At 71.6% G+C, this 22,690-nt stretch carries 17 protein-coding genes; 11 read left to right on the forward strand and 6 right to left on the reverse strand.

Translation table 11 applies throughout. The features are described from left to right. Nucleotides 1-36: 36 nt before the first annotated feature. A complete protein-coding gene (locus tag WMF44_RS17265) occupies nucleotides 37-1,002 on the reverse strand; it encodes a LysR family transcriptional regulator (RefSeq protein WP_437300205.1) in 966 nt (321 codons plus the stop codon). Between the two features lie 145 nt (nucleotides 1,003-1,147). Between WMF44_RS17265 and WMF44_RS17270 the strand changes: the two genes are divergently transcribed. After that, nucleotides 1,148-1,723: a DoxX family protein gene (locus tag WMF44_RS17270; RefSeq protein WP_437300206.1), complete on the forward strand. Its 576-nt coding sequence runs from the start codon at nucleotides 1,148-1,150 to the stop codon at nucleotides 1,721-1,723. Nucleotides 1,724-1,834: 111 nt separating this feature from the next. On the opposite strand, the gene WMF44_RS17275 is transcribed toward WMF44_RS17270, so the two are convergent. The 3 genes from WMF44_RS17275 to WMF44_RS17285 form a co-directional block, all read right to left on the reverse strand. Beyond that, nucleotides 1,835-3,274: a PLP-dependent aminotransferase family protein gene (locus tag WMF44_RS17275; RefSeq protein ID WP_437300207.1), complete on the reverse strand. Its 1,440-nt coding sequence runs from the start codon at nucleotides 3,272-3,274 to the stop codon at nucleotides 1,835-1,837. Nucleotides 3,275-3,277: 3 nt separating this feature from the next. Beyond that, the gene (locus WMF44_RS17280) at nucleotides 3,278-3,865 is read right to left on the reverse strand and encodes a LysE family translocator (RefSeq protein WP_437300208.1); all 588 of its coding nucleotides are present in this window, start codon (nucleotides 3,863-3,865) and stop codon (nucleotides 3,278-3,280) included. Nucleotides 3,866-4,092: 227 nt separating this feature from the next. After that, on the reverse strand, nucleotides 4,093-4,941 hold the full coding sequence (locus WMF44_RS17285; protein ID WP_437300209.1) for an oxidoreductase: 849 nt from the start codon (nucleotides 4,939-4,941) through the stop codon (nucleotides 4,093-4,095). Nucleotides 4,942-5,065: 124 nt separating this feature from the next. Between WMF44_RS17285 and WMF44_RS17290 the strand changes: the two genes are divergently transcribed. Beyond that, nucleotides 5,066-6,025 (forward strand): LysR substrate-binding domain-containing protein, encoded by a 960-nt coding sequence (locus WMF44_RS17290; protein ID WP_437300210.1) that lies wholly within the window; start codon nucleotides 5,066-5,068, stop codon nucleotides 6,023-6,025. Here WMF44_RS17290 and WMF44_RS17295 read toward each other — a convergent pair. Continuing rightward, a complete protein-coding gene (locus WMF44_RS17295; RefSeq protein ID WP_437300211.1) occupies nucleotides 5,973-7,880 on the reverse strand; it encodes a M6 family metalloprotease domain-containing protein in 1,908 nt (635 codons plus the stop codon). The two genes, WMF44_RS17290 and WMF44_RS17295, sit on opposite strands and share 53 nt — an antisense overlap. Nucleotides 7,881-8,197: 317 nt before the next feature. Between WMF44_RS17295 and WMF44_RS17300 the strand changes: the two genes are divergently transcribed. Together WMF44_RS17300 and WMF44_RS17305 are read left to right on the forward strand one after the other, a co-directional pair. Further along, entirely contained in the window at nucleotides 8,198-9,649 is a 1,452-nt protein-coding gene (locus WMF44_RS17300) for a sigma 54-interacting transcriptional regulator (protein ID WP_437300212.1), read from the forward strand. Further along, nucleotides 9,646-13,047 carry a protein kinase domain-containing protein gene (locus WMF44_RS17305; protein WP_437300213.1) on the forward strand — a complete coding sequence of 1,134 codons (3,402 nt, stop codon included), beginning with the start codon at nucleotides 9,646-9,648 and terminating at the stop codon, nucleotides 13,045-13,047. Before WMF44_RS17300 ends, WMF44_RS17305 begins: the two co-directional genes overlap by 4 nt. 22 nt (nucleotides 13,048-13,069) lie before the next feature. Here the strand turns inward: WMF44_RS17305 and WMF44_RS17310 are convergent, their stop codons facing one another. Further along, nucleotides 13,070-13,963: a hypothetical protein gene (locus WMF44_RS17310; protein WP_437300214.1), complete on the reverse strand. Its 894-nt coding sequence runs from the start codon at nucleotides 13,961-13,963 to the stop codon at nucleotides 13,070-13,072. Between the two features lie 620 nt (nucleotides 13,964-14,583). Here WMF44_RS17310 and WMF44_RS17315 point away from each other — a divergent pair. The 7 genes from WMF44_RS17315 to WMF44_RS17345 all read left to right on the forward strand — a co-directional run bounded on the left by WMF44_RS17315 (nucleotide 14,584) and on the right by WMF44_RS17345 (nucleotide 22,683). Then, complete coding sequence (locus tag WMF44_RS17315) at nucleotides 14,584-15,027, forward strand: YwqJ-related putative deaminase (protein ID WP_437300215.1); 444 nt, start codon at nucleotides 14,584-14,586, stop codon at nucleotides 15,025-15,027. Further along, the gene (locus WMF44_RS17320; RefSeq protein ID WP_437300216.1) at nucleotides 15,024-16,838 is read left to right on the forward strand and encodes a hypothetical protein; all 1,815 of its coding nucleotides are present in this window, start codon (nucleotides 15,024-15,026) and stop codon (nucleotides 16,836-16,838) included. Before WMF44_RS17315 ends, WMF44_RS17320 begins: the two co-directional genes overlap by 4 nt. Before the next feature lie 366 nt (nucleotides 16,839-17,204). Further along, nucleotides 17,205-18,074 carry a hypothetical protein gene (locus tag WMF44_RS17325; protein WP_437300217.1) on the forward strand — a complete coding sequence of 290 codons (870 nt, stop codon included), beginning with the start codon at nucleotides 17,205-17,207 and terminating at the stop codon, nucleotides 18,072-18,074. Between the two features lie 503 nt (nucleotides 18,075-18,577). Further along, the gene (locus WMF44_RS17330) at nucleotides 18,578-19,549 is read left to right on the forward strand and encodes a hypothetical protein (protein WP_437300218.1); all 972 of its coding nucleotides are present in this window, start codon (nucleotides 18,578-18,580) and stop codon (nucleotides 19,547-19,549) included. Next, nucleotides 19,546-21,201: a hypothetical protein gene (locus WMF44_RS17335; protein WP_437300219.1), complete on the forward strand. Its 1,656-nt coding sequence runs from the start codon at nucleotides 19,546-19,548 to the stop codon at nucleotides 21,199-21,201. The genes WMF44_RS17330 and WMF44_RS17335 overlap by 4 nt, the downstream gene beginning before the upstream one ends. Nucleotides 21,202-21,212: 11 nt before the next feature. Next, entirely contained in the window at nucleotides 21,213-22,220 is a 1,008-nt protein-coding gene (locus WMF44_RS17340; protein ID WP_437300220.1) for a hypothetical protein, read from the forward strand. 199 nt (nucleotides 22,221-22,419) lie between these two features. Then, a complete protein-coding gene (locus WMF44_RS17345; protein ID WP_437300221.1) occupies nucleotides 22,420-22,683 on the forward strand; it encodes a hypothetical protein in 264 nt (87 codons plus the stop codon). Nucleotides 22,684-22,690: the final 7 nt, after the last annotated feature.

Here is a 22,690-nt window from a genome sequence, read left to right on the forward strand (position 1 = left end):
GCGTCCCTCCTCGCGAGAGCTCGGTGACCAGCGACGTCATCGCCGCCGCTCCCTCCTGCGCTCCGGCTGCGCCGGGGCGGCCGCGCCGCGCTGGGCCCAGGCGTCCCACGCGGGCTCCTGCCCGAAGCGGCTCACGACGAAGTCGATGAAGGTCCGGACCTTCGCCGAGAGGTGCCGCCCCTGCGGGTAGACGGCGTGGATGCCGACCTCCTCGAGCGCGTAGCGGGGCATCAGCGGGACCAGGCGGCCTGCGGCGAGGTCCTCGCCCGCGATGAACGTCGGCGCGACGCCGATGCCCAGCCCGCTCAGCATGGCGACGCGCAGCATCTCGCCGTTGGTCGCCGTGAGCCGGCCCCGGACGCGCACGGACACCTCCTCGCCGCCGGGCCCGCGGAACCGCCACTGGCCCGGCGTCGCACGGTACATGTATTCGAGGCACTCGTGGCGCTCGAGGTCGGCCGGCTCCGCCGGCGCGCCACGGCGCTCGACGTAGGCCGGTGAGGCGCAGAGCACGGAGCGGCTCGGCGCGATGCGGCGCGCGGCCAGGCTCGAGTCCGGGAGCGCGCCAATGCGGATGGCGAGATCGAAGCCCTCCTCGAGCAGATCGACCTTGCGGTCGTTCAGCGAGACGTCGACGGCCACCTCCGGATACGCGAGGAGGTAATCGGTGATCACCGGCGCGAGGTGGCGCACCCCGAAGGTGATGGGCACCGAGATCCTGAGCCGGCCCCGCGGCGCCTCGTGGAGCGCGCCGGCGGCGGCCTGGGCTTCCTCCACCTCCGCGAGGATGCGCGCGCAGCGCTCGTGAAGGGCCTCGCCCGCCTCCGTCAGGCTGAGCCGCCGCGTCGTCCGGTGGATGAGGCGCGCGCCCAGCCAGTCCTCGAGCGCGCGGATGTGGTTGCTCACCCCGGCGGGGGACAGCCCGAGCTCGCGCCCGGCCTTCGAAAAGCTCCCGGTCGCGACCACCTTCGTGAACACGGCCATGCTGGTCAAGCGGTCCATCCAGCTCCACCATCTTTCAGGATCGCGCAAAGGTCCTTCAAGTCCCGGGTGCGTTATCACGCGCCCGGATCGGGTGCATCCATGTCGCCTGAGCCGCGGTGACGTGCCGATCCCGGCAAGCGCCGGCGGCGGAGGAATCATGACCATGGACCGGATGCTGAGAGTTCTTCTCCCTCGCGCGCTCGATCGCTCCACGTCGACGGGCCTGCTCTTCGCTCGCCTGGTGGCCGGCACCGCCATGGCCCTGCACGGGGCGCCGAAAATGATGGCCGCGACGAGCTGGATGGGTCCGGGCCCCGTGCCGGGATGGCTCCAGGCGCTCGCTGCCTTCGCCGAGCTCGGCGGCGGCATCGCCTGGATCCTGGGCCTGGCCACGCCGCTCGCGTCCGCCGGGATCGGGGTGACCATGATCGTGGGGATCGCGATAGCTCACGTCCCCGCCGGCGAGCCGTTCATCCGTCTGACCGTGCAGGGGGTCGACGCGGGGCCCGGCCTCCCCTTCGGCGGTCTGCCCACGTGGCTCGTGCGCGCGGGCGGCCGGAGCGCCATGGGATCAGGGTCCTCCGAGCTCGCGTCGCTGTTCATCGCCTTCGCGGTCCTCCTCCTCGGCGCGGGACCGGGACGGTTCTCGCTGGATGCGCTGCTCGCGCGGCGGTTCGGGCGCCGGCTTGCTGCTGACGGCGAGCTCAGGCACGCAGGCGAGGCGGCGCTCGTGCGCTGAGCTGCGGGGTCCGTCGGGCGAGGACCCGGTGGCGAACAAGCCAGCGCCAACACCGCCGACGGCGCGTGACACCCCTCAGGCGTGACGTCGACGGCGTCGCCTCCCGACCCGCTACGCCACCGCGCCCGCCCTCTCCATCGCCCCCCGCGCGCTCGCCACGGCCGCAAACCGCTGCGCCAGGTACTCCGCCACCCGCACATGCTGGCTGAACACCACATTGAACCGGATATGCGGATCGCCCGCCCCATCGGCCATGAACGTCGCCCCGCGCGCCAGCAGGATCTTGTTGAGGTACGCGTCCTTCACCAGCTCGTCGACGTCCACGCCGCGCGGCGCCGCGCCCCAGAGGAACAGCCCGCCCTCGCCCGGATGGTCGAGCTGGACGCCGGCGTCGCGCAGCCGGCGCGCCGCCGCGTTCCGCGCCGCGCCGAGCTTCTGCTGCAGCCGGTCGATGTGCTTGCGCCACCGGCCGGCCGACAGCACCTCCAGGAGCACGAGCTCGTTCAGCGCGCCGCTCGTCAGCACCGAGTAGATCTTCTCGCGCAGGAGCGGCTTCAGCCGCCCCGGCTCGGCCGCGATGTAGCCGAGGCGCAGCGCCGGGCTCAGCGCCTTGCAGAAGCTCGAATAATAGATGACCCCGTCCAGCCCCGAGAGCTGCGCCAGCCGCGTCGGGTGCCCGGGGTGGAAGTGACCGTGCACGTCGTCCTCGGCGATGAGGACGCCGTGCTGGTGCGCGATCAGCAGCACGCGGTGCAGGTTGGCCGCGCTCGATCCCCAGCCGGTCGGGTTGTGCAGCACGCTCTGCAGGAACATCAGCTTGGGCCGGTGCTCGCGGCACGCAGCCTCCAGCGCCCCCAGATCCACGCCGTCCGGCCTTCGCGCCACCGGGACGAGGCGGTAGCCCGCCTGCCGCAGGCGGCCGAACAGCAGGAAATAGCCCGGGTTTTCCACCAGCACGGCGTCGCCCGGCTGGAGGGTGCTCCGGCAGATCAGGTCGATCGCATGCGTGCCGCCCCAGGTCGTGAGCACGCGGCCCGCGTCGGCCGCGATGCCCTGGGAGCGCATCAGCATCGCGATGCGCTCGCGCAGCTCGGGCAGCCCCTGCGGCGGGCAGCGCGCCGCCATGCCGGCGTCGCTCCTGGCGAGCGCCCGCTGGAGCACGGTCGCCGGGATGGCGTCGCTCAGCCAGCTCGCCGGCAGCGCGCCGCTGCTCGCCAGCAGCACGCCGGCGCGCTGGTCGTTCGACTGCTGCGCCAGCCACACAGGCTCCTGCTCCTCGCCGGCCTCGAGCCACGCCTCGCTCGGTATGGCCGAGGCCGCCTCGCACACGAAGAACCCGGCCGTGCCGCGCGACTCGACCAGCCCGGCCGCCGCCAGCCGATCGTAGGCCACAACCACGGTGTTGGGGCTCACCCCCAGCTGGCCCGAGAGCTGGCGGATCGACGTCAGCCGCGCCCCGGGCGGCAGCCGCGCGCCCTCGATCAGCGCGCGCAGCCGCGCCTCGATCTGGTCGGCCAGGGGAACGGCGGAGTCGCGGTCGAGCGAGAACATGGATCAACGCAGGAGCAGGAGGGCCAGCACCGCCAGCGCGCCGGCCATGATGCCATTGAACAGCCGGTGCCGTCGCGGATCGGTCAGAAATCGCCGGATCGCCACGCCGAACAGCGCCCACGCCGAGGTGCACGGAAAGGTGATGGCGAGGCCGACGACGGACACGAGCAGGGCGCCGCTCGCCACGCCCATGCCCGCCGGCATGAACACCGAGGCCACCGTGATCGCCTTGACCCAGCTCTTCGGGTTGACGGCCTGGAACAGCGCCCCCTGCGCGAACGACAGCGGCCGCGGCACCTCGGCGCCCTTGACCGCGGCGCCGCCGGTCAGCTTCCACGCCAGCACCAGCAGGTACAGCGCGCCGGTCACGCGCAGCACGGCGTGCAGCGCCGGGTAGGCGGCGAAGAGCGCGCCCAGGCCCAGGCAGGCGACGAAGGTCTGGACCGCGCCGCCCACGCCGATGCCCAGGAGATGCGGCAGCGATCCGCGGTAGCCGAAGTTGGCGCCCGAGGCGGTGAGCATCACGTTGTTCGGCCCAGGGGTGCTCGACATCACGAAGCAATAGGTCAGCAGGGGCAGCAGCTCGGTCATCGCAGATCGCTCCGGTCGGGGATGGACCGGAGCGTAAGGAGGCGGTGTTCGCCGGTGAAGGCACAGGGGCCGCGCCGCGCGAAGGCACTGTGTCAGTCGCGCGACCGGTACAGCGAAGCGCCCGGCGCCCGGGGTGGCGCCCATGGCGAACGACCGACCCGGAGGCGGCGGGCGCGTGCCCCCGTCGCTCCCTGCGCGATCGCGCCTCCGGGGGCATCAACCTCGCTTCACTTCGGAAAGTCCGTCGACTCCGCGACGGCGCGCCACGCGGCGAGCTCCTGCGCCACGAACGCGTTCTTCGCCTCGATTGCAGCCACGGCGTCGCTGCCGAGCGGGAGGCGGAGCGGGGGATTCTTCGCGCGGGCGAGCTCGACGACCACGCGCGCGAGCCGCTCCGGGTCGCCAGGCTGCTGGAGGCTGACCGCCTTCGCGCGGCTCCGGACCTTGCCCGCGGTCTCGTCATAATCGGCGATGACCTTGCCCGTCTCGACGACGGACTTCGCCTCCAGGAACTCCGTCCGGAAGTAGCCCGGCTCGATGACCGTCACCGCGATGCCGAGCGGCGCGAGTTCGGCGTGGAGCGCCTCCGAGATCCCCTCGACGGCGAACTTCGTCGAGCAGTAAACGCCGAACCCGGCGCCCGCCCGGTAACCGCCGAGCGACGAGATGTTCAGGATCTGGCCGGCGCGCTGCTTCCGGAGCTGCGGGAGCGCGGCGCGCGTCACCGCGAGCAGGCCGAACACGTTCGTCTCGAAGACGCGCCGGACCTCGTCGCCCGAGGTCTCCTCGATCGCGCCCATGACGCCGTAACCGGCGTTGTTCACGAGGACGTCGATCCGGCCGAACCGAGCGACGGCCGCCTCGACCGAGGCGGCGACCGACGCCTCGTCCGTCACGTCGAGCGCGACGGGGAGGAGCGCCTCGGGCCGCCCGAAGCGGTCCGTGATGCTCTTCGGATCACGCGCGGTGGCGACCACCCGATCGCCGGCGGCCAGCGCCGCCTTCGCGATCTCCGCGCCGATGCCGCGCGACGCGCCCGTGATGAACCACACCCGCTCGTGCTTGCTCGTTTCCATGGGGATCTCCTCTTCGTTGCCCGGGGCGCCGCGCCCCTCACACGACGGAAGATGCAACATCCCGAGCATGAAGAAAAGGAGCCAAAACGTTGATGCTTTATGAACATTTAGTTCATAATCCAGCATGACCGACGCGCTCGACGGGCTCACGACGTTCCTCGCCGTGGGCCGCCACAAGAGCTTCACCGCCGCGGCCGCCGCGCTCGGCGTCACCCCGACCGCCGTGAGCCAGAAGATCAAGCTCCTCGAGCGGCGGTGGGGCGTCGTGCTGTTTCAGCGGACCACGAGGCGCGTCGCGCTCACGGAGCCGGGCGAGAGCCTCTTTCAGCGCCTGCGGCCCGCGATCGCCGACGTCGAGGACGCGCTCGCCGCGCTCGGCGACTACCGCGGGCGCCCCTCCGGGAACCTCCGCATCACCGCGCCGCGCGTGAGCGGCGCGTGGCTCGTCGCCCCGCTCGTGGCGCAGATGCGGGAGGTGTACCCGGAGCTGTCGATCGAGGTCTCGCTCGACGACGCCTTCGTCGACCTCGTGGCGTCCGGCTTCGACGCGGGCATCCGGCTCGGCGACGCGGTGGAGAAGGACATGGTGCGGGTCCCTATCTCGAGCCACTCGTCGTGGTCGATCGTCGGCTCGCCGGCCTACCTCGCGCAGGCGGGGCGGCCGCGCGCGCCGGAGGACCTCGTCCGCCACCGCGCGATCCGCCAGCGCCTCCTCGCGAGCGGCGTCGTCTATCGCTGGGAGCTGGAACGCCGGGGCAAGACGATCACGGTCGACGTCCCCGGCGGCGTCGTCACCGACGATATCGGGCTCATGGTCGCGCTCGCGTGCGCGGGGGCGGGCCTCGCCTACGTGCCGGACCAGGCCATCGAGCGCGACCTGTCGGAGGGACGGCTGGAGCGCGTGCTCGAGGCGTTCATCACGAAGGGGCCTGGCTTCTGCCTCTATTTCCCCGCGCGCACGCAGGAGCAGCCGAAGCTCCGCGCGCTGATCGAGACGGTCACGCGCTTCCGCGGGCAGGAGGCCAGGCCGCTCAGTCGCACTCCCCGACGCTCCACATCCCGGGCGCCTCGACGTGGAGCGTGACGATCTCGTCCTCGTCGAACCCGAGCGCCTGCTGCGCGCCCGTCGTGCGGTATCCAAGGAAGATCTGGTCGTCCCCGAGATCGACGATGTGCTTGTTGGCGCGGCCGTGGATCTCGTGCTCCGCCACGGACGCGGTGATCGCGTTGCAGGCGAAGGGGACATAGCTCACGTGCGCGAGCATGATCGGCCCGGAGACGTTGAAGTCCGTGACCGAGAGCCCGGTGAACTGCCCGTCGGCGTCGTCGCTGCTCGGGTCGGTGAACGGCGTGAAGGTCCGGCCCCCCTGCTCGTTGTAGAGGTTGGCAATGGAGCTCGGTGAGCTCGAGTTGCTCGCCATGACAGCGATCTTCCCCTCGCCAGCCTTCCTGGCCTCGTCGACGCGGTAGATCGCCACGCCGCCGGAGACGTCATCGAAGTCGAGCCAGCGCTGCAGGCCGCGGTCGTATCCCTCGTTATGGCGGTTGTCGATCAGGAAGTACTGGTCCGGATCCGAGGTCTCGATCTTGTAGATCGTCGGCGCGACGCCCTGCCCGAGGAACTCCGCGCCGGCCGTCCGGACGATGGCGATGTCCTGCGGCGGGGACCCGGGCTCGATCACCGTCGGCGCCAGGAATCCGGCCTTGATCCGGCTCCAGGCGCCCATCGCCACGGGCGTCGAGCCCCCGGGCGAGCCGCTCGTGCTCCCCCAGCTCCCGCTCGCCATCACGCACCATGAACCGAGCGGGGTAGGGCCCTTGTAGAGATCCGGGAGGCCTATCGCCGAGTGCCCGAGCTCGTGGACGATGACACCCACCGTGGCCGGCATCGTGGTGGGCGCGCCGCGGACGGCGTGGACCTGCCTTTCGCCGAGCGCGGCGTAGCCGGTGAGGACCTTCCCGTCGAGGGTGATCGGGTCCTCGAAGCCCTTCGCATGGGCCCAGATGGAGGGCGTCTTGCTCGTGTTCGAGGTCTCGTAGCCGGCCACGATGAAGACCGTGTTGAGCTCGTCGCCGCGGACCTTGCCGTCCGCGTTGGTGTCGTAGGAGGCGAAGTTGACGAAGGGATCCGCCATCACCAGCGCCTCCTTCAGGTAGAGCTGGACGAGGGAGAAATCCTTCTTGCTGTTGGGGTGCGCGAACGGGAGCTTGATCCGGACGATGCCGTCGTTGGCGGTGCCCTGGGTCTCCTTCGCGCGGGTGAAGGAGAACTTCCCGCGCGACATGTCGGCGTAATAATGGTTCACCGAGCCCGGGAGGCTCCCGTACATCGTCTGGTTCCAGTACGCGAGGTCGGTGGCGAAGTTGCCGGTGAACGCGCCTGGCGCGGCGAGCCCGCCGCCCTGGGTGAACTCCACCAGGATGGTCAGCAGGGGGCGCCGGATCCCGGAGCTCACGGTCGGATTCGCCGCGAACGAGAGCGCGCCCCGGGAATGTGCGATCTCCGCCTCCCAGAGGGTATCGAGCGCCTCGTCGTCGATGCGCTGGAGCCACGCCGGATCCACGAGGCCGCCCTGCCCGCGGAGATCGCGGACCAGCACGCCGGAGGGGACGAGCCTCGGGGCGCCGCGCGCGTCCGAGCCGAGCTCGGCGACCTCGTAGTCGCCCGAGAGGTCGTTGAGCACGACGGCGGTGCCGTCCGCCATCCGGAGGTAATCGAAGTGCTCGTCGCCGATCACCTCGGCGCGGAAGGTCGCGCCGGTCGCGTCGAGCTGGATCTCGCGCAGCCCGGGCTCGGCGCTCACCGCGGCCGCGGGGCGGCTCGCCGAGACGGCGCTCGCCAGCGCGGCGAGCGCGACGAGCCCGAGCCGCGCCGATCGGCGCGCGCCGGCGATCCCCTGGTGATCCATGTTGCCCGCGCCGCTGTTTCGAGACGTCATGTCCGCATCCTCCTCAATCCGCGTTTCGCCGCGTTCGAGGGGGGCGCATCGCAACGCGTGTGCCGGGATCGGTCAGCAGCGCGAATCGCGGCGTTTCCAGGCGGATCCGCGCGTCTCCGGCGAGCGCTTCGCCGCGCGCCGACACGCGGCCGGGACAGCTGTCACGCGCGCGCGACGGGCGCTGTCGCGGCGGCGTGACAGCGGTCCTGCAGGCGCTCCACCGACCGGTGCGCGTGCACGTGCGCGTGCGCGTGCGGTGCAGGCGCGGCCCGCGGGCGCGCCGGTTCCGGGTTGACGCGGCCCCCTCCAGGGGCACCATGGCGATCATGGGCGACGATCCCGGGGCGGCCTGCACGCTCACGAGCTTCGATGAGGGGCGATCTCTCCGGCTCCCGGCCGTCTCGGTGACCGTCACCCTCCCGGACCGGCGCGCGCTCACCGCGCCGCTCGATCTGCGCCCCCTCCTCGTGGGCGCGGGCGCCGACTGCGATCTGGTCCTCGCCGATCCGCGCGCCTCGCGCAGGCATTGCGAGATCCGGTTGACCGAGCAGGGCGTGCTCCTGCGCGACCTGGGCAGCAAGAACGGCACGCTGATCCGCGACGTCCGGATCCGCGAGGCCTTCCTCCCGCCGGGCGTCCCCGCCACGGTCGGCGGCTCCGAGATCGTCGTCGGCCCCGCGGGGCCCGCGGCCGTCCTGCCGCTCTCCGCCGCGGACGCGTTCGGCGAGGCGGCGGGGCGGAGCCTCCCCATGCGCGCGCTGTTCGCCCGGCTGGAGCGCGCTGCGCCGACCGACGAGACGCTGCTCCTGCTGGGCGAGTCCGGCACCGGCAAGGAGGTGCTGGCGCGGGCGATCCACGCGCAGAGCCGCCGCAAGGACGGCCCCTTCGTGGTCGTGGACTGCGGCGCCATCGCCCCGAACCTCGTCGAGAGCGAGCTCTTCGGCCACGCCCGGGGCGCGTTCACGGGCGCCGCGGCGGCGCGGCCGGGCCTGCTCGAGCAGGCGAGCCGCGGCACGCTCTTCATCGACGAGATCGGCGAGCTCCCGCTCGAGCTCCAGCCGAAGCTCCTCCGCGCCATCGAGGGGCGGCAGATCCGGCGGCTCGGATCGAACGAGTGGCTCCCCTTCGACGCGCGGATCGTGGCGGCCACGCACCGGAACCTGCGCGCGAAGGCCCAGGACGGCTCGTTCCGGGCCGATCTCTACTTCCGGCTCTCGGTGGTGGAGGTCCATGTCCCCGCGCTCCGCGAGCGCAAGGACGACATCCCGCTCCTCGTCGAGCGGTTCCTGGCCGCGCGCGATCCGCCGCGCGCGCTCGCGGACCTGCCGCCGGGCGCGCTCCCGCTGCTGGAGGCGTACGACTGGCCGGGGAACGTGCGCGAGCTCCGGAACACCGTCGCGCGGCTCGTCCTCTTCCCCGAGCTGCTCCACGAGATCCTCGGCGCCGCGCCGCCGGCGCCGCAGGGGAGCCTGAGCGCGGAAGCAGCGCGGCCCGATCCCTCGGGCGCTGTGCCCGCCGGAGCGGCTCCGTCGGGCGCTGCGCCCTCCGGCGCGTCGCCGGCAGGGCCCGGGGATGCGCGCCTCCACAGGCTCCTGGAGCTGCCGCTGCCCGAGGCGCGGGAGGTCGTGCTGGAGGAGCTGGAGCGCGCCTACGTCACCGAGAAGCTCCGCCAGCACGGGGGCAACATCTCGCAGGCGGCCGACGCGATGGGCGTCTCCCGCCAGCTCGTCCACCGGCTGCTCCAGCGCCACGGCCTCCGCGCCCGATGATGCTGCCCGTGGACGGCGACGATCCCCGCGTCGACGCCCCGCCGTGGCCGCGGCGCGGGCGCGACGACGCGACCGTCACCGGCCCGGCCGCGCCCGGGGCCACGCCCGCCGCGCCCGGGGCTTCGCCCGCCGCGCCCGGGGCCACGCCCGCCGCGCCCGAGGCCACGTCCGATCTCGGCCTCGACGACGAGAGCCGGCGCGCCGCCGACGCGCGCGGGTCCACGCCCGACGCGCCCTCGTCGATCCCACATTCGCCGATACCGCCCTCGCTCCACGCCCGCTTCGAGGACTTCCACCTCCTCGGCCGCGGCGGCATGGGCGCCGTCTACCGGGCCCGGGATCTCCGGCTCGGCCGGCGCGTGGCCATCAAGCTCCTCTCGGCGGGCGCGCAGATCGATGGGAGCTTCCTGCGCGAGGCGCGCTCCCAGGCGCGCCTCCGCCACGAGAACGTCTGCGAGGTCCACGAGGCGGGCGTCGCCGATCACGTGCCCTTCCTCGTCATGCGCTGCATCGACGGCCCCTCCCTCCAGGACGCCCGCGGCGACCTGACCCTCGAGGAGAAGGTGCGCGTGGCCCGCGCCATCGCCGCCGCGCTGCACGAGGCGCACCGGCTCGGCCTCGTGCACCGCGACGTCAAGCCGAGCAACGTCATGCTGGAGCGGGGCACCGACGGCGCCTACCGCCCTTACCTCATGGACTTCGGCATCGCGCGCGAGGCGGGGGAGAGCGGGCCCACCCTGACAGGCGCCCTGCTCGGAACCCCCGCGTACATGGCGCCCGAGCAGGCCGCGGGGCGGGTGCACGCCCTCGATCGGCGGACCGACGTCTACGGCCTCGGGGCGACGCTCTACGCGCTGCTCGCCGGCCGCCCGCCGTTCACCGGGGGCACCGTGATGGACGTGCTCCGCCAGGTGCTGGAGGAGGACGCGCCGCCGCTCCGGACCCTGGACCGCGACATCCCCCAGGATCTCGAGGCGGTGGTGATGCGCTGCCTCGAGAAGCAGCCCGGCGCCCGTTACGAGTCGGCGCGCGCGCTCGGCGAGGATCTTCAGCGCTTCCTGGACGGCGATCCCGTGCTCGCGCGCCGCGCCTCCCTCGGCCGCCGCCTCGCCCGGCATGCGCGGCGGCACCGGGCGGCGGTCGCGAGCGTGGCCGCGCTGCTGCTCGCGGCGCTCGTCGTCGCCGGCCTCCTCGTCCGCGGCCGGCGCGCCGCCGCGGAGCAGGCCAACCTCGCCCGCGAGCTCGGCGAGACCGTGAAGGAGATGGAGCTCTTCCTGCGCGCCGCCCACGCGATGCCGCTCCACGACGTCGAGCGCGAGCGCGACGTCGTCCGCGCCCGGCTCGGGGCCGTCGAGGCCCGAATGGCGACAGCGGGCGAGGTCGGCCGCGGCCCCGGCGAGTACGCGCTCGGCCGCGGCCTGCTCGCGCTCCAGGAGCCGCGCGCCGCGCTCGATCACCTCCGCGCCGCCGAGCGGGCCGGGTACCGATCGCCGGGGCTCCACCACGCCGCCGGCGTGGCGCTCTCCGAGCTCTACCGCCGCGCCCTGGAGGAGACCCGCCGCATCCGCGACCCGGCGCAGCGCGAGGCCCGGATCGCGGCGATCGAGGTCGAGTACAAGGCCCCGGCGATCGAGCACCTCCGCGCGGCGCTGGGCGGCGCCGGCGAGGCGCCGGCGCACGGCGCCATCGAGGCGCCCGCCTACGTGGAAGGGCTGCTCGCGTTCGCCGAGGGCAGGCACGACGAGGCGCTGGAGCGGGCCCGGGAGGCGTTCGCGGCGGCGCCGTGGCTCCACGAGGCGAAGAAGCTGGAGGGCGACGTGCTCTTCGCCCTCGGGAGCCGCCACCGCCACGACGCCGCCGCCTTCGACTTCGACCGGATGAAGGGCCACTTCGACAGCGCCGCCGAGGCGTACCGGATCGCCGCCGATCACGGCCGGTCCGACCCCTCGGTCCACGCCGCCGCGTGCGAGCTCTGGACCCAGACCATGAACGCCGCCGGCAAGCGCGGCGACTCGATGCGCCCGAGCTTCGAGCGCGCGCGGGCGGCCTGCGAGCGGGCGCTCGAGGCGAGCCCGAGGAGCCCCGAGGCGCTGGTCAAGCTCGCCTGGGTCCACAACTGCTTCGCCTGGTGGGCCGCGAGCGGCATGCAGCCGGGCGAGGACGCCGAGGCCGCCCTGCGCGCCGCGACAGCGCGCGCCGAGGCGGCGCTCGACAGGAGCCCGGACGACGCCTTCGCCCGGTACGTCGCCGCCGCGGTCGCCCGCGCGCGGGCGTACCACGCCGACATGCTCGGCCGCGACCAGCGCGAGGACCTGGAGCGCGCCATCCAGGGCTACGAGGCCGCGCTCCAGCGCGAGCCCGACTTCGCCTGGGCCCTCGCCGAGCTCTGCTCCGTCCACGCCGAGCTCGGCCGCCACGACTCCCTGCACGGCCGCGACCCGAGCCGCTCGTTCGAGCGCGCGGGGGCCCGCTGCGACCAGGTCCTCGCGCTCGACCCGGGCCTCGACGGCGCGCGCACCTCGCGGCTCGTCGCCGGCGTCTACGAGGCAGAGCACCTCGTCCGCGCCGGCCGCTCCCCCGAGGAGGCGGTCCAGCGGACGCTCCGGGTGATCGAGGCGATGCATCAGAAGGACCCTTCCTGGGGCTGGGCGCCCTACTGGCGGGTCTGGCTGGAGCACGCGCTCGCGCTGCACGCGCTCGACGCGGGCGCGGATCCTGGCCCGGCGCTCGCGCGTGTCCGGGCGAGCGCGCTGGAGGTGGCGCCGGACGCGACCGCCTTCCCGGAGTCGCTGCGGGCGATGCTGGCGGTGCTCGAGGCGCGCGCCGGGGTCGCGCGGGGTGAGGACCCGTCGCCCTCGATCCGGATCGCGCGCGAGGCGCTCGATCGCCAGATCGCGGTGGCGCCCTGGGATGTCTCGGACCGGCTGCAGCGCGCCGAGGTGGAGCTGCTCGCCTACCGGTGGAGCGCGCGGCGCGGCCGCCCGGACGCGCCGCGGCTCGACGCGGCGCTCGCCGTGCTCGACCCCCTGCGCGGCGGGCAGCGCGCCGATCCCCGGCTCCCCGCGCTGCTGGCCGAGATTTACGAGGCCCGCGCCGCCCACCGGGCGGACCGCGGGGGGGACGCCGCCGCCGACATCGCGGAGGGGCTCCGGCATGCGGACGCGGCGCTCGGGCTCCACCCGCGGTTCGACAGGGCGCTCGTGGCCCAGGGCGGGCTCTGGCTGCTGCGCGCCGCGGCCGCGCCCGGCGCGGCGGCCCGGCGGGAGGCCGCCCGGCGCGGGGCCGAGGCCCTGGAGGCGGCCCTCCAGGCGAACCCGCTGCGCGCCCGGACCGAGGGCGCGCGCCTCGCGGAGGCGCGGCGGCTCGCGGGCGAGGCGCCCGACCCCGCCGCGCCCTGACCGCCCCCGCGGCCCGCGGCGCTCACCGGGGGAACAGCGCGGGATCGATCGTGCGCTCGCGCGTGGGCTCACGGCACCAGTCGGGCTCGATGTCCTTCAGCCACGTCATCGTGCACGGCTTTTCGTTGCAGATGAACTGGCCGTGCCCCGGGAGTCCGACGGGCTGGCAAGTGCCGTTATCGACGCTGTCCGCCAGGGACCCCATGTAGTTGAGGCCGCAGGCCCCGTCCTTGTAGCAGTACCGCTGCTTCAGCGCCGACTCAGGGTTGACGTCGCAGTGGGCGATGAACGGGGCCGTCGCATAGACGAACACCATGGCGCCGAACGCGGTCGAGGGGACCGCGCACCAGAGCGCCTCGCGGTGAACGTACTCGGTGTGAGGCTCCCCGTCGTCGGCCACCTGGGTGCCCGTGAGCAGGACGCTGAGGCCGTCGGTCACGTCGTTGACGTAGGCGATCACGCACTCCAGCACGTTGCCGATCACGGCATCGGAGAGCCCCTGCTCCGTCCAGGCCGACGCGCTGCTCACCATCCCTCGCCCCAGGTAGACCTCCCCGCCGTGGTGCACGACGGTGCCGTAGGGGGCGGCGCAGCGGACGGTGTGATCGAAGACCTCCCTGCCGTCCACGCCCCCGGGGGCCGCCGCGTCGAGGATCTTGGTGGCGAGGATGTTCGGGTGGATCTGGTCGTTCTGGAGCAGCGGGTTCCGCAGCGCCGTGACCACCGCGTACTTCCAGGTGTGCCACGCGAGCTTCTCGGTCCCGTTGGTGTCCGGGATACCGGGCTTCAGCCCTGTCGCCTCGAGCCCCGGCCCGGCGAGCTCGACCTCGATGTCCGACTCCGACGCCGGCCCGCAAGCCGCCATGAGGAGCCCGACGCCCATCACCATCCCGTGCGCACCGACCGAGCGCTTCATCGCGATCTCCTCGTCCAGAGAGTTTAGAGCCTTCGTTCACGGCAACGGCGACCTCGCCGAGCGTGGACACAAGCGGCGATGATCGCCGCGCTGCGTGCCGGGGACAAGGAGCATGCGCCGTGCCACGCGTGCGAGCGGCGCGGCGGCGGCGGATTTGGCCGTGCGGCGGCGGCGGATGGACGGCGCGTTTCCCGGCGAGATGGTACGGCGGCGTTACAGGTGACCGTCGCGCGGACAGCGGGTGTTGCGCCGCCATGACAGGCGCCCGTCGGGGCTGATGCGCGCGAAGGAGGAGCATGAAGCGCGGATCCTGAAGCATGTGGTCCGGCTGCTTGACCGATCAGGCGCGGTGACCGGCCACGCCGCTGCCCGACGCGGCGCTGGCGCCGGAGCTCCGTGGTTTCGACTCTGGACGGCTGCGCCTCGAGCTGGTCGCCGCGACCATCGACGCACCGTGCACGGTGCCGGTCCCGTGCTGCCGCGGGAGCACGCGGATGGTCCACGGCCGCTGGTCGTCTCCCGCCTCGCCACCCAGCGGTCAACGCGCTTCCGGAGCAGCCCACGTGGCCGACGTGATAGCGCTCGTGCACCTCCGCAGACCAGGTTTTAGCATCCGGCTCGTGGCACGGACGGCTCCCATTCCGAACATCCCCGCCATCCCCGGCATGAACCCTGGCGTCTGGATCCTGGGCGGCGGGGATCCGTCGAGCTGCGGAGAGCCGCGCGCTCTCTCCCAGCACATTCGCAACTGGGAGAGCAAGATCGGCCGCAGGCTCGACCCTGATAACCCCGGCGACCACGACGAGATCAAGAAGTGCCTCGGCTCGATCACGGCCATTCGCTCGGAGGAAGAGGGCGGGGGCAAGCGCGCGCCGTGCCCGAACTGCAGTCAGCTCCTCGCCAACCTCCACGAACGGTGGGGTGCGCCGGACCCCAAGGTCATCCGCAAGGGTTTCGGGCCGGAGCAGAACCGAGGGAGCGAGCCGACGAATTTCACTCAGGCCAGCCCGAACTACAAGCCTCCCGAGGGCTATACGTCGAAGACTGGCTACGATACCGCATGATGGTCCAGCCCAAACAGCACGAGTTCCTGAAGAGCCTGTCAGCGCGCGCCCTCGCCACGCTCGATCTCGGTCCCCGCGACGTGCCCGCGTCAATGAGCTTGGACGAGCTCCGCCGCCATCTCGCTGGAGCGCGGCTGCCGGCCTGGGATGTCCTCTTCGAGCTCCACGCGCAGCTTGCTGGGATCGGTTGCCGGCGCGCGCCCGGACAGACGGATCTGTGGCTCTTCCCGGGGTCCGACGATCCGGCGATGCACGCTCCACCGCTTCGTGCCCGATCCGGCGCGATCCTCGCCGTTCCCGTCGGCCTGGCGATCCTTGGCGGCCGGACGTTCCCGTTGCTCGCCGATGAGCGAGGCGCCCTGGTGCACGCGAGCGGCGCGCCTGCGGCCGGGGCAGCGCGCGGCCTGATCGAGGTGCTCGCGTTGCTCGCCGATCGTGAGCCTGTCGAGGCACACCGCATCCGTGCCGCCTTTCTCCCGCGTCTCGGCGCACAGCTCGCGGGGGCGCTGGCCGCGCTGCCGGCGGTGGAAGCAAGCGACGCCTCCCACACCTTCTGGGTCTATCCGGGGGGCGTGATCGCCGATGGTCACCCTTTCCGTGACGATCTTGCAGGCGAGACCTTCGTCTGGACGAGCTCGCTCGCGGACGTGGCCTGTTGCATCGAGACGGCTCGCGGCGCCGCCTCCGAGGAGGCGGGCGTCGACGTGGCGGGGCTCGAAATGCTGGAGGATGCTCGCCCGCCGGAGGAGGCCCCCCGTCCGCTTTCTCCCGAGGAGCGGCGGGCGCGCGGTGCCATTCGGACGTTATCGGAGGAGCCGGGGCAGGCCGGATACGTCTACGCCAGGCGATCGGGCCGTGACGTCGAGATCGAGGTGTTGCGTGAGCACGCAGGGCGCGTCCTCAAGGCGGAGCAACTCTACAACGACGGCCGCATGGTGCTCGACTATGCGAACCCGCTCGAGGCGCTGCGCCCCTACCTCTCCGACCGCACGCTGGCCTATTACGCGACCATCGATCTCCGGTGGAACGCGGGCGACGCCTGCTCGCCCGGAGAGCTCGCCGCGCTGTTCCATGCCGCGAGGATGGAGCTGTCCGAGCCGATCGCAGCGTTCGAGAAAACGTGCGGTGGATTGACCTTCGCTGGGCTCTCCTGGGGGATCTATTCCCACGTCAAGCGCGGTTTCGCCTTGCGAGCCATCGAGGGGTCGATGGCTGCGCGGCTCGTGCACGTCGGCCATGCGACGGACTCCGACAGCAACTATTACCTGGACCGAGAAGGCACGTTGTATATGGACGCAAGGGAAATCGGGCTGCCGCCCTCGCCCGTCGCTGCATCCTGGTCCAGGTACTTCGAACGAGTCTTCACGGCTGGGCGGGTCTCTCCATCACGCCCGTTCTCACTCGAGACGTTCGAGCGTGTCGGCGGTGCCTTGGCGGATGCGTTCCATGTGCCCGTGCTCGGGCCCGGTACGGACCGTTATGCCTCCGTCTGGCTGCGAGAGGAGCTCGAGATCTACGAGCAGGTGAGCGACCTCTTCCATGCGGCAGGGCGGCCGCGTACGGTCGTCGTCACGGCGCAGCTCACCGATCTCGTGCAAGTGCTCCATGTCGTCCTCGACGCCGCGCCGGGCGCGACGTTCTCCGTTCGGACTCCCAGGCCCATCGAGGACCGCCCCTTGCCGAGTGAACCGCCTGCTCTCCGCGCCCCGCTCCACGACGACGCGCGAAGGCTCTCGCGACGTGAGCTCCGTGTCTACGGCCGACCCGGCGCCCCCAGCCTCTGGATCGGTGACCCCGGGCGCGGCAAATGATGCCCGAGGATCTCGTCCCCCGACGCCTCCGTGTGATACCCGGGCGAGGCTGTGGAAAATTGTACGGATTCCAGGAATCCGCGCAACGAATTTGATCCAGGCTGGAGATCGCTCCGGTAGGCCACAGGCGGTGTGTGACGCGCTGACGGGAGCGTTGCGCAACAGCGCAATCCGTTGCGGATCATGACGGGGCATTGCGCTCAGCCCCTCGCTGTCTGAGACGTTTCGCCGAGACATTCACGCATCTCGCGCCGGCACGTGGGTTGCCAGGCCGCCACGCCGCAACGAAACCACGGCGTGTCGCCACGGCGGCAGGCCAGAACCCATCAGACATCACAGGAGGTTTCCCCCGTGAGTGAAACACCGATGTTTTCGACCATCGTCCTCCCCCCGGATCTCGTCGCGGACGACGTGATCGGTCTCCGAGATCAGATGAGCGCGCGGATCGCGGCGGTGCTCCGGCCGAAGGGCGGTAAACGCAAGGAGGGCGACGCGCCGCTGCCCAAGGGGGTCGAGCCCGTCGCGGCGCTGCCGCCGCACATCGACAGGCCGTGGAGGCGCTTCGACGCGGCCGCGACAGAGCTCCAGGGGTTCCGCGGCCTGCGGGCGAGCGCGCAGGCCGATCAGCGTCATGCGGCGCCGAGCGAGGCCGAGCGGAGCGCGGCGAACACCGAGAGCGACGACCGATGGCGCGCGTTCGAGCAGTGGAACGCGGGCGCCGCCGGGCTCTCCGACGATGGGGAGACGCCGTCGCCCTCCGAGGCGCGCTGGCTGTATGCGCAGCTCTTTCCGGCGCCCGAGGGGCTCCGCTTCATCACGCGCCGGCCCCGCGTCCAGTGGGCCGCGATGGTGCAGCGGATGAAGACGCTGGAGGAGGAGCGCGCCCAGGCGGTGATCGAGCAGTTCGGCGGGACCCGGCATTACCGGCAGCTCGTCGCCGCCCACGCGCGCTTCGGCGAGGCCTACGGCTTCACGACCGTGGTCCTCGCCAAGGACGGCGGGCCGACCGACGGCCGGCCGCAGTGGAGCGCCGCCCGGGATGCGCTGCGGAGCGTGATCCAGAAGATCGAGAGCCACGCCGACCCGGAGATCCCGGGGAGCGAGGCGCTCGCCGCGTTCCTGCTGGCGCCCTACGTCGAGATGGTCGACGATCTCGGGAGAGCCCGTCGGAAGGCCCCGGCCAGGAAGCCCGAGGTCGTCTCGGCGCCCCCGTTCGGGGCCGGCGGGGCGCCGTGAACCCGTCCGGGTGAGGTGGGTCGTCCACGGGGGAGATGGGTGGCACCCATCTCCCGGTGGACGTGCCTCCAAGAAAAGATGGGTGGCACCCATCTCCGCGGTGGACGTGCCTCCAAGAAAAGATGGGTGGCACCCATCTCCCGGTGGACGTGCCTTTAAGAAAAGATGGGTGGCACCCGTCTCCGCGGTGGAGAGGCCACCCTCCGGCCTCGGCGAGCCCCCCTGGGCGCCCTTCCTCAATGGCAAGGTGCGCTTTCCTCGTCGAGTACGGTAAAGGCGGTGGCCGCGAGGAGCGCTTCCTCACACGGGACGGCTACAACAACGCCCAGGTCAAGGGCCGCAACAACCCGCGGCTGAAGAGCTCGCCGCGCTGTTCCACGCCGCGGGGATTTAGCTGTCCGAGCCGATCGCGGCGTTTGAGAAGGCATGTCTGCGGCAACTTGATACGCGCGCGCCGCGGCAATTCTTGCGTCTGCGAAGAAATTGATGTATGCCAGATGATCATGCTCAAGGGTACCTTGGAGGGATGGGATGTCTCCGCCGAGGTGGCAGCCATCTCCGACCGGTTCCGGGGGCTACCTGGCGTGATGGGGGTGTTCTGGGGAGAGAAGCGCCAGGGCGGCGCGTGGCTCGATCGGCCCGCCATCTGTGTCCACGTGGCGAGGAAGCGCGCCGGCAGAGACCTACCTGAAAGCGAGCGCCTGCCGGCGAGCCTCGACGGGTATTCCATCGACGTGCTCGAGGTCGGGGAGATCCGGGCGCATACGGTGGACGTCCGCAGCGAGGTGCGCTCCGGCCACGGCCCCCGGATGCGCAGGTCGACCCTTTCGGCGGTGATGCAAGACGACGGCGTCACCTACGCGCTCCTCTCCGGGCACGGGACCTTGCCCTACAGCGACGGACGAATCAGGTCGTTTTACGGACCTGGCGACGGCCCGAACGAGCAGGTGCAGGTCGTCGACGTCCTCGGGACAGCGCACCGGGCTACCCTGCTGCAAGGTCGGTTGGGGGCGAACCAGCCCGTCGACTTCGCGATAGCCCGGCTCGATCCGGGCCCTGCGTGGAGCGTGAACGGTCATCACCCTGCGACCGAGTGCGGCCCGCCGTTCCCGCTCTTCGCGACGCTCGGCGCCGATCGCATGAAAGTGCGGCACTTCTCTCGCGTCATCGCCGGGAGGGATCCGATCCGCCGCGGGAGGCTGCGGCAGGTCGCCTCGTCGACGACGAGGGTCACCCTGCCCGACGGGGTCCCCCACGACTACACCGGTGCGCTCGTCATCGATTCTCTGGAGGATGGCGCCTTCAGCAAGGCCGGCGACTCGGGGTCCCTGGTGACCAGCGAGGATGGCCGGGTCATCGGGACCGTCTTCGCCGGGAGCACCACCCGGCCCGTCTCGTTCCTGCTGCCCATCGGCTATCTTGCCCGCGAGATCGGGCCCATGTACTGGAAATTCTTCCGAGGATCCAACCAATGAGAGCCCACCTGTTCATTCTGCCCATGCTCGCCGCATGGCTGCTCCCCCAGAACGCGCGCGCGGCGAGCCAGGAGACCTACGATGTCTTCCAGATTGCGCAGAAGTCGATCGCCGGGCCGACCTTCGCCGATGTGTTCAAGAGACTGGCGGGCGCGGTCGCGACGGACGTGGACTTCTGGATCAAGGCCGAGAACGGCGGCGTGGTAACGAAGGAAGAGCACTGCAAGGTCAATGTCGATAAGGCCTCGATCAAGCCCAGCGCCGGTGGCCTCGACGACTGCCCGCTCCTGTGGCGCTCGCAGCGCCCCGACGATCAGCTCACCCTGTCGTTCGTGGGCCCTTCGCCAAACCTCGACAAGACCGCTCCGGCGAGCTTCAATCCCGACGCGACGATAGTCCTCAAGCACAGGCCGCGCTCCGGCAACGGGACGAAGCTGTCGCTGGCCGACGAGAACGGGGATTCGCTGAAGGTCGCGAGCGGAGCGCCCGCCGCCCAGGGCCAGGTCGCGTTCGTGGTCGACGTGGGCGGCAAGCGCGAATGGAGGATCGTGCCGACCCAGGGCGACAAGCTGGCGCTGCCTATCGAGCTCAAGGGGGCCCAGGCGATCACCGGGTTTGCAGACTTCGACGGCAGCGGCTACGCCGGCTACGCCGAGTTCCAGATCGACAACAAGGACGAACAATCGCCCCCCACGGCGGGGGGCGTGCCGTTGGAGCTCGAGGATACCTTCTGCAACAAGAAGGATCGCAATCAAGAGACGGTTCTCATCTGCGTCGATCTGGTGACCGACGGAGACCGGCCGGTCTTCCAGTTCGAGCCGGATACCAGCCAGATCATCCGCCCGAACCGGGCCGTCCTGGTGAGGGTGCGGCACCTTCGCGAAAAGAAGGTGAACATCACCATGGATGGCGAGCGCGGCCTCTTCCAGCCGGGCATCCGTACCGAGTTCTCGGAGAAGGCGGGCCAAGAACGGGCCCAGGCCGATCTGAAGGGCGGAGGTGGCAAATCCCAGAAGTCCATCGACGTTGTCTCCGAATCCACGTTCGGGCCGCGCCGACCGGGCAAGGCGGACATCAAGATCAAGCACCTCGATGGCGCAGAGAACCCGACGTACACCGTCGAGCTCCTCGTGGAGCAGACCTACGTCGGTGCCGTCCGGCTCGGCCTGGGCCCGGTTTTCACCGGCGCGGTCGACCGCGTGTATGAAGCCAGCACCCGGCCCGGCAGCCAGCAGCCCGAGATCGTCGCCAGGTCGTCGGGCAACGTCGATGTCGAGCTGGTGCTGGGGTTCGCCCCCTTCGTGTTCGACTACCTCGCCGACGGCGGCCGCTCGGCGATCCGGGGATGCGGGACCTGCGTCGCTCCCTATGTGGGGATCGGGCTGTTGAACCAGAGCGCCACCAGCCTCGAGCTCCTCAAATCGCTGCACCTCGGGCTCGAATGGGAGTTTTCGCCCAGCTTCTCGCTCGCGGGCACCGTGGTGCTGCGCCGCGTGACGCGCCTCGCGCCCGGGTACGAGGTGGGGTCACCCGTGGACGCAGGCTCGGTCCCTACCACCGAGCGCTACGGCGTCGGCGGGGGCCTCGTCTTCAACTTCAGCCCTGAATTTCTCCAGGTCGCGACCCGCAGCAGCGCGACTTTCTTCAAGTGAGGGACCGGCCCATGTACGTCGCAAAGCTTACCGCCCGATCCATCGCGCTTTCGCTCGTCGTGGCCGCGTGCGACTTCGACGAGGAACCCCCGGACGTCGAGGTCGAGTGCCGGGGCGACGACATCGAGATCGAGGTCCTCGAGCAGAACCCGGAGCGAATCGTGCGATCCGACCTCCTGGTCCGGGGCACGGCCGAGCACTCGGCGGATCTGACCATTCGCAACATCATGGTGGCCGGAGTCGCGGCGACGCGCGACGCCTTCAACTTCCGGAGCTGGACGGCGACGGTGCCCCTGGCGGTCCTCCGGTCCCTCCCGCCCGGGGAAGGCGGGCTGGTGAGCGTCCCCGTTGTGGCGACCGACGCGTGTGAGGAGGAAGCCAGGGCCGACTTCCTGGTGAACCTCGGTATTCCCGTCGAGAACCTCGCGCTCGTCCGCACCTACCCGGACGGCGAGGGCTATATCCCGGCGAACGGGAAGTTTCACGCGACGCTCGTGATCACCGCCGCTCCCGCGGCCGCGGGCGCGCGTGTCACGTTCCAGACCAGCGAGGGTGGCTCCCTGGGCGCCACGGTCGCCAACCAGGTCGTGCTCGCGGGCGACGGAACGGCCAATGCCGTGGCCACGGCCACCTTCACCTCGACCCGGCCTGGGAGGGCGTGGGTCACGGCGACAGCAGGTGATGCGAGCGCCGCCCCGGTGGAGATCCTCGTCGCCGACCGGCCCTCGCTCTTCCCCTCGTCCAGCGCGCTGCGGCCGTCCCAGGCCATCCGAGTGACCGCGGACACCGAAGGTCGCGTCGAGTCCTGCCAGGCGACGCCGGCGCAGGGCATCACGGTGACGTCGGCGGGCCATGATCTCATGGCCGGAGCGGCGGCGGCAGAGGACGAGGACGGCGATGGCCGGGTGGACATCGAGGTCAAGGCCGCCGACACGCTCACTGGTCCGGTGAGCGTGACGGTAGCCTGTCGCGATCCCTTCGGTCAGACCGCTAGCGGCACGTACACCGCCGCCCCGTGAGACCCCGACGATCTGCGCCGCCAGGGGCTGAGCGCGTGCCCTCGTGGTGCGCGTGAGCGCATGGCGAGGCCGCCAGAGCCGCACGCCACACAATCGGTCGTGAGCCGCCGGCTCGAGTGAGGCGGCCGCTGTCCTGATCCCGCGCAAAGTTGCTGTTGCCGTGGACCTGAAACCCTGACCGACAAGACGAGCGTTCGGCATGTTCCTCAAGATCCTCATCGTCCTCTTGCTCGCGCTGCCAACTCTGTTTTCCCTCTACGTCTTTTCGATTGAAGGGACGAAAATGCTCAGGCCGTTGGCGTTCACCTTCACGCTGACCTCTGCGCTCTACGTCCTTGTCGTGAGTCTCGTTCGCGTCCGTCACCCTTCCACGCCGTACCTCGGTTTCTGGATCGTGGTGCCCATCTGCTCGGCGCTCATTCTCGCTTGCGTGGTGATGGCTCTCTCCGTCGTCGGTCATTGACGAGCGT

Source organism: Sorangium sp. So ce426, assembly GCF_051475585.1.
In the GTDB taxonomy this organism is placed as follows: Bacteria; Myxococcota_A; Polyangia; order Polyangiales; family Polyangiaceae; genus Sorangium; species Sorangium cellulosum_B.

What these genes read in the sequence shown, in the direction of transcription:
- WMF44_RS17265 (WP_437300205.1), bottom strand. Translation starts at nt 1,002, where the DNA reads ATGGACCGCTTGACCAGCATGGCCGTGTTCACGAAGGTGGTCGCGACC.
- WMF44_RS17270 (WP_437300206.1), top strand. Translation starts at nt 1,148, where the DNA reads ATGGACCGGATGCTGAGAGTTCTTCTCCCTCGCGCGCTCGATCGCTCC.
- WMF44_RS17275 (WP_437300207.1), bottom strand. Translation starts at nt 3,274, where the DNA reads ATGTTCTCGCTCGACCGCGACTCCGCCGTTCCCCTGGCCGACCAGATC.
- WMF44_RS17280 (WP_437300208.1), bottom strand. Translation starts at nt 3,865, where the DNA reads ATGACCGAGCTGCTGCCCCTGCTGACCTATTGCTTCGTGATGTCGAGC.
- WMF44_RS17285 (WP_437300209.1), bottom strand. Translation starts at nt 4,941, where the DNA reads ATGGAAACGAGCAAGCACGAGCGGGTGTGGTTCATCACGGGCGCGTCG.
- WMF44_RS17290 (WP_437300210.1), top strand. Translation starts at nt 5,066, where the DNA reads ATGACCGACGCGCTCGACGGGCTCACGACGTTCCTCGCCGTGGGCCGC.
- WMF44_RS17295 (WP_437300211.1), bottom strand. Translation starts at nt 7,880, where the DNA reads ATGACGTCTCGAAACAGCGGCGCGGGCAACATGGATCACCAGGGGATC.
- WMF44_RS17300 (WP_437300212.1), top strand. Translation starts at nt 8,198, where the DNA reads ATGGCGATCATGGGCGACGATCCCGGGGCGGCCTGCACGCTCACGAGC.
- WMF44_RS17305 (WP_437300213.1), top strand. Translation starts at nt 9,646, where the DNA reads ATGATGCTGCCCGTGGACGGCGACGATCCCCGCGTCGACGCCCCGCCG.
- WMF44_RS17310 (WP_437300214.1), bottom strand. Translation starts at nt 13,963, where the DNA reads ATGAAGCGCTCGGTCGGTGCGCACGGGATGGTGATGGGCGTCGGGCTC.
- WMF44_RS17320 (WP_437300216.1), top strand. Translation starts at nt 15,024, where the DNA reads ATGATGGTCCAGCCCAAACAGCACGAGTTCCTGAAGAGCCTGTCAGCG.
- WMF44_RS17325 (WP_437300217.1), top strand. Translation starts at nt 17,205, where the DNA reads ATGTTTTCGACCATCGTCCTCCCCCCGGATCTCGTCGCGGACGACGTG.
- WMF44_RS17330 (WP_437300218.1), top strand. Translation starts at nt 18,578, where the DNA reads ATGCTCAAGGGTACCTTGGAGGGATGGGATGTCTCCGCCGAGGTGGCA.
- WMF44_RS17335 (WP_437300219.1), top strand. Translation starts at nt 19,546, where the DNA reads ATGAGAGCCCACCTGTTCATTCTGCCCATGCTCGCCGCATGGCTGCTC.
- WMF44_RS17340 (WP_437300220.1), top strand. Translation starts at nt 21,213, where the DNA reads ATGTACGTCGCAAAGCTTACCGCCCGATCCATCGCGCTTTCGCTCGTC.
- WMF44_RS17345 (WP_437300221.1), top strand. Translation starts at nt 22,420, where the DNA reads ATGTTCCTCAAGATCCTCATCGTCCTCTTGCTCGCGCTGCCAACTCTG.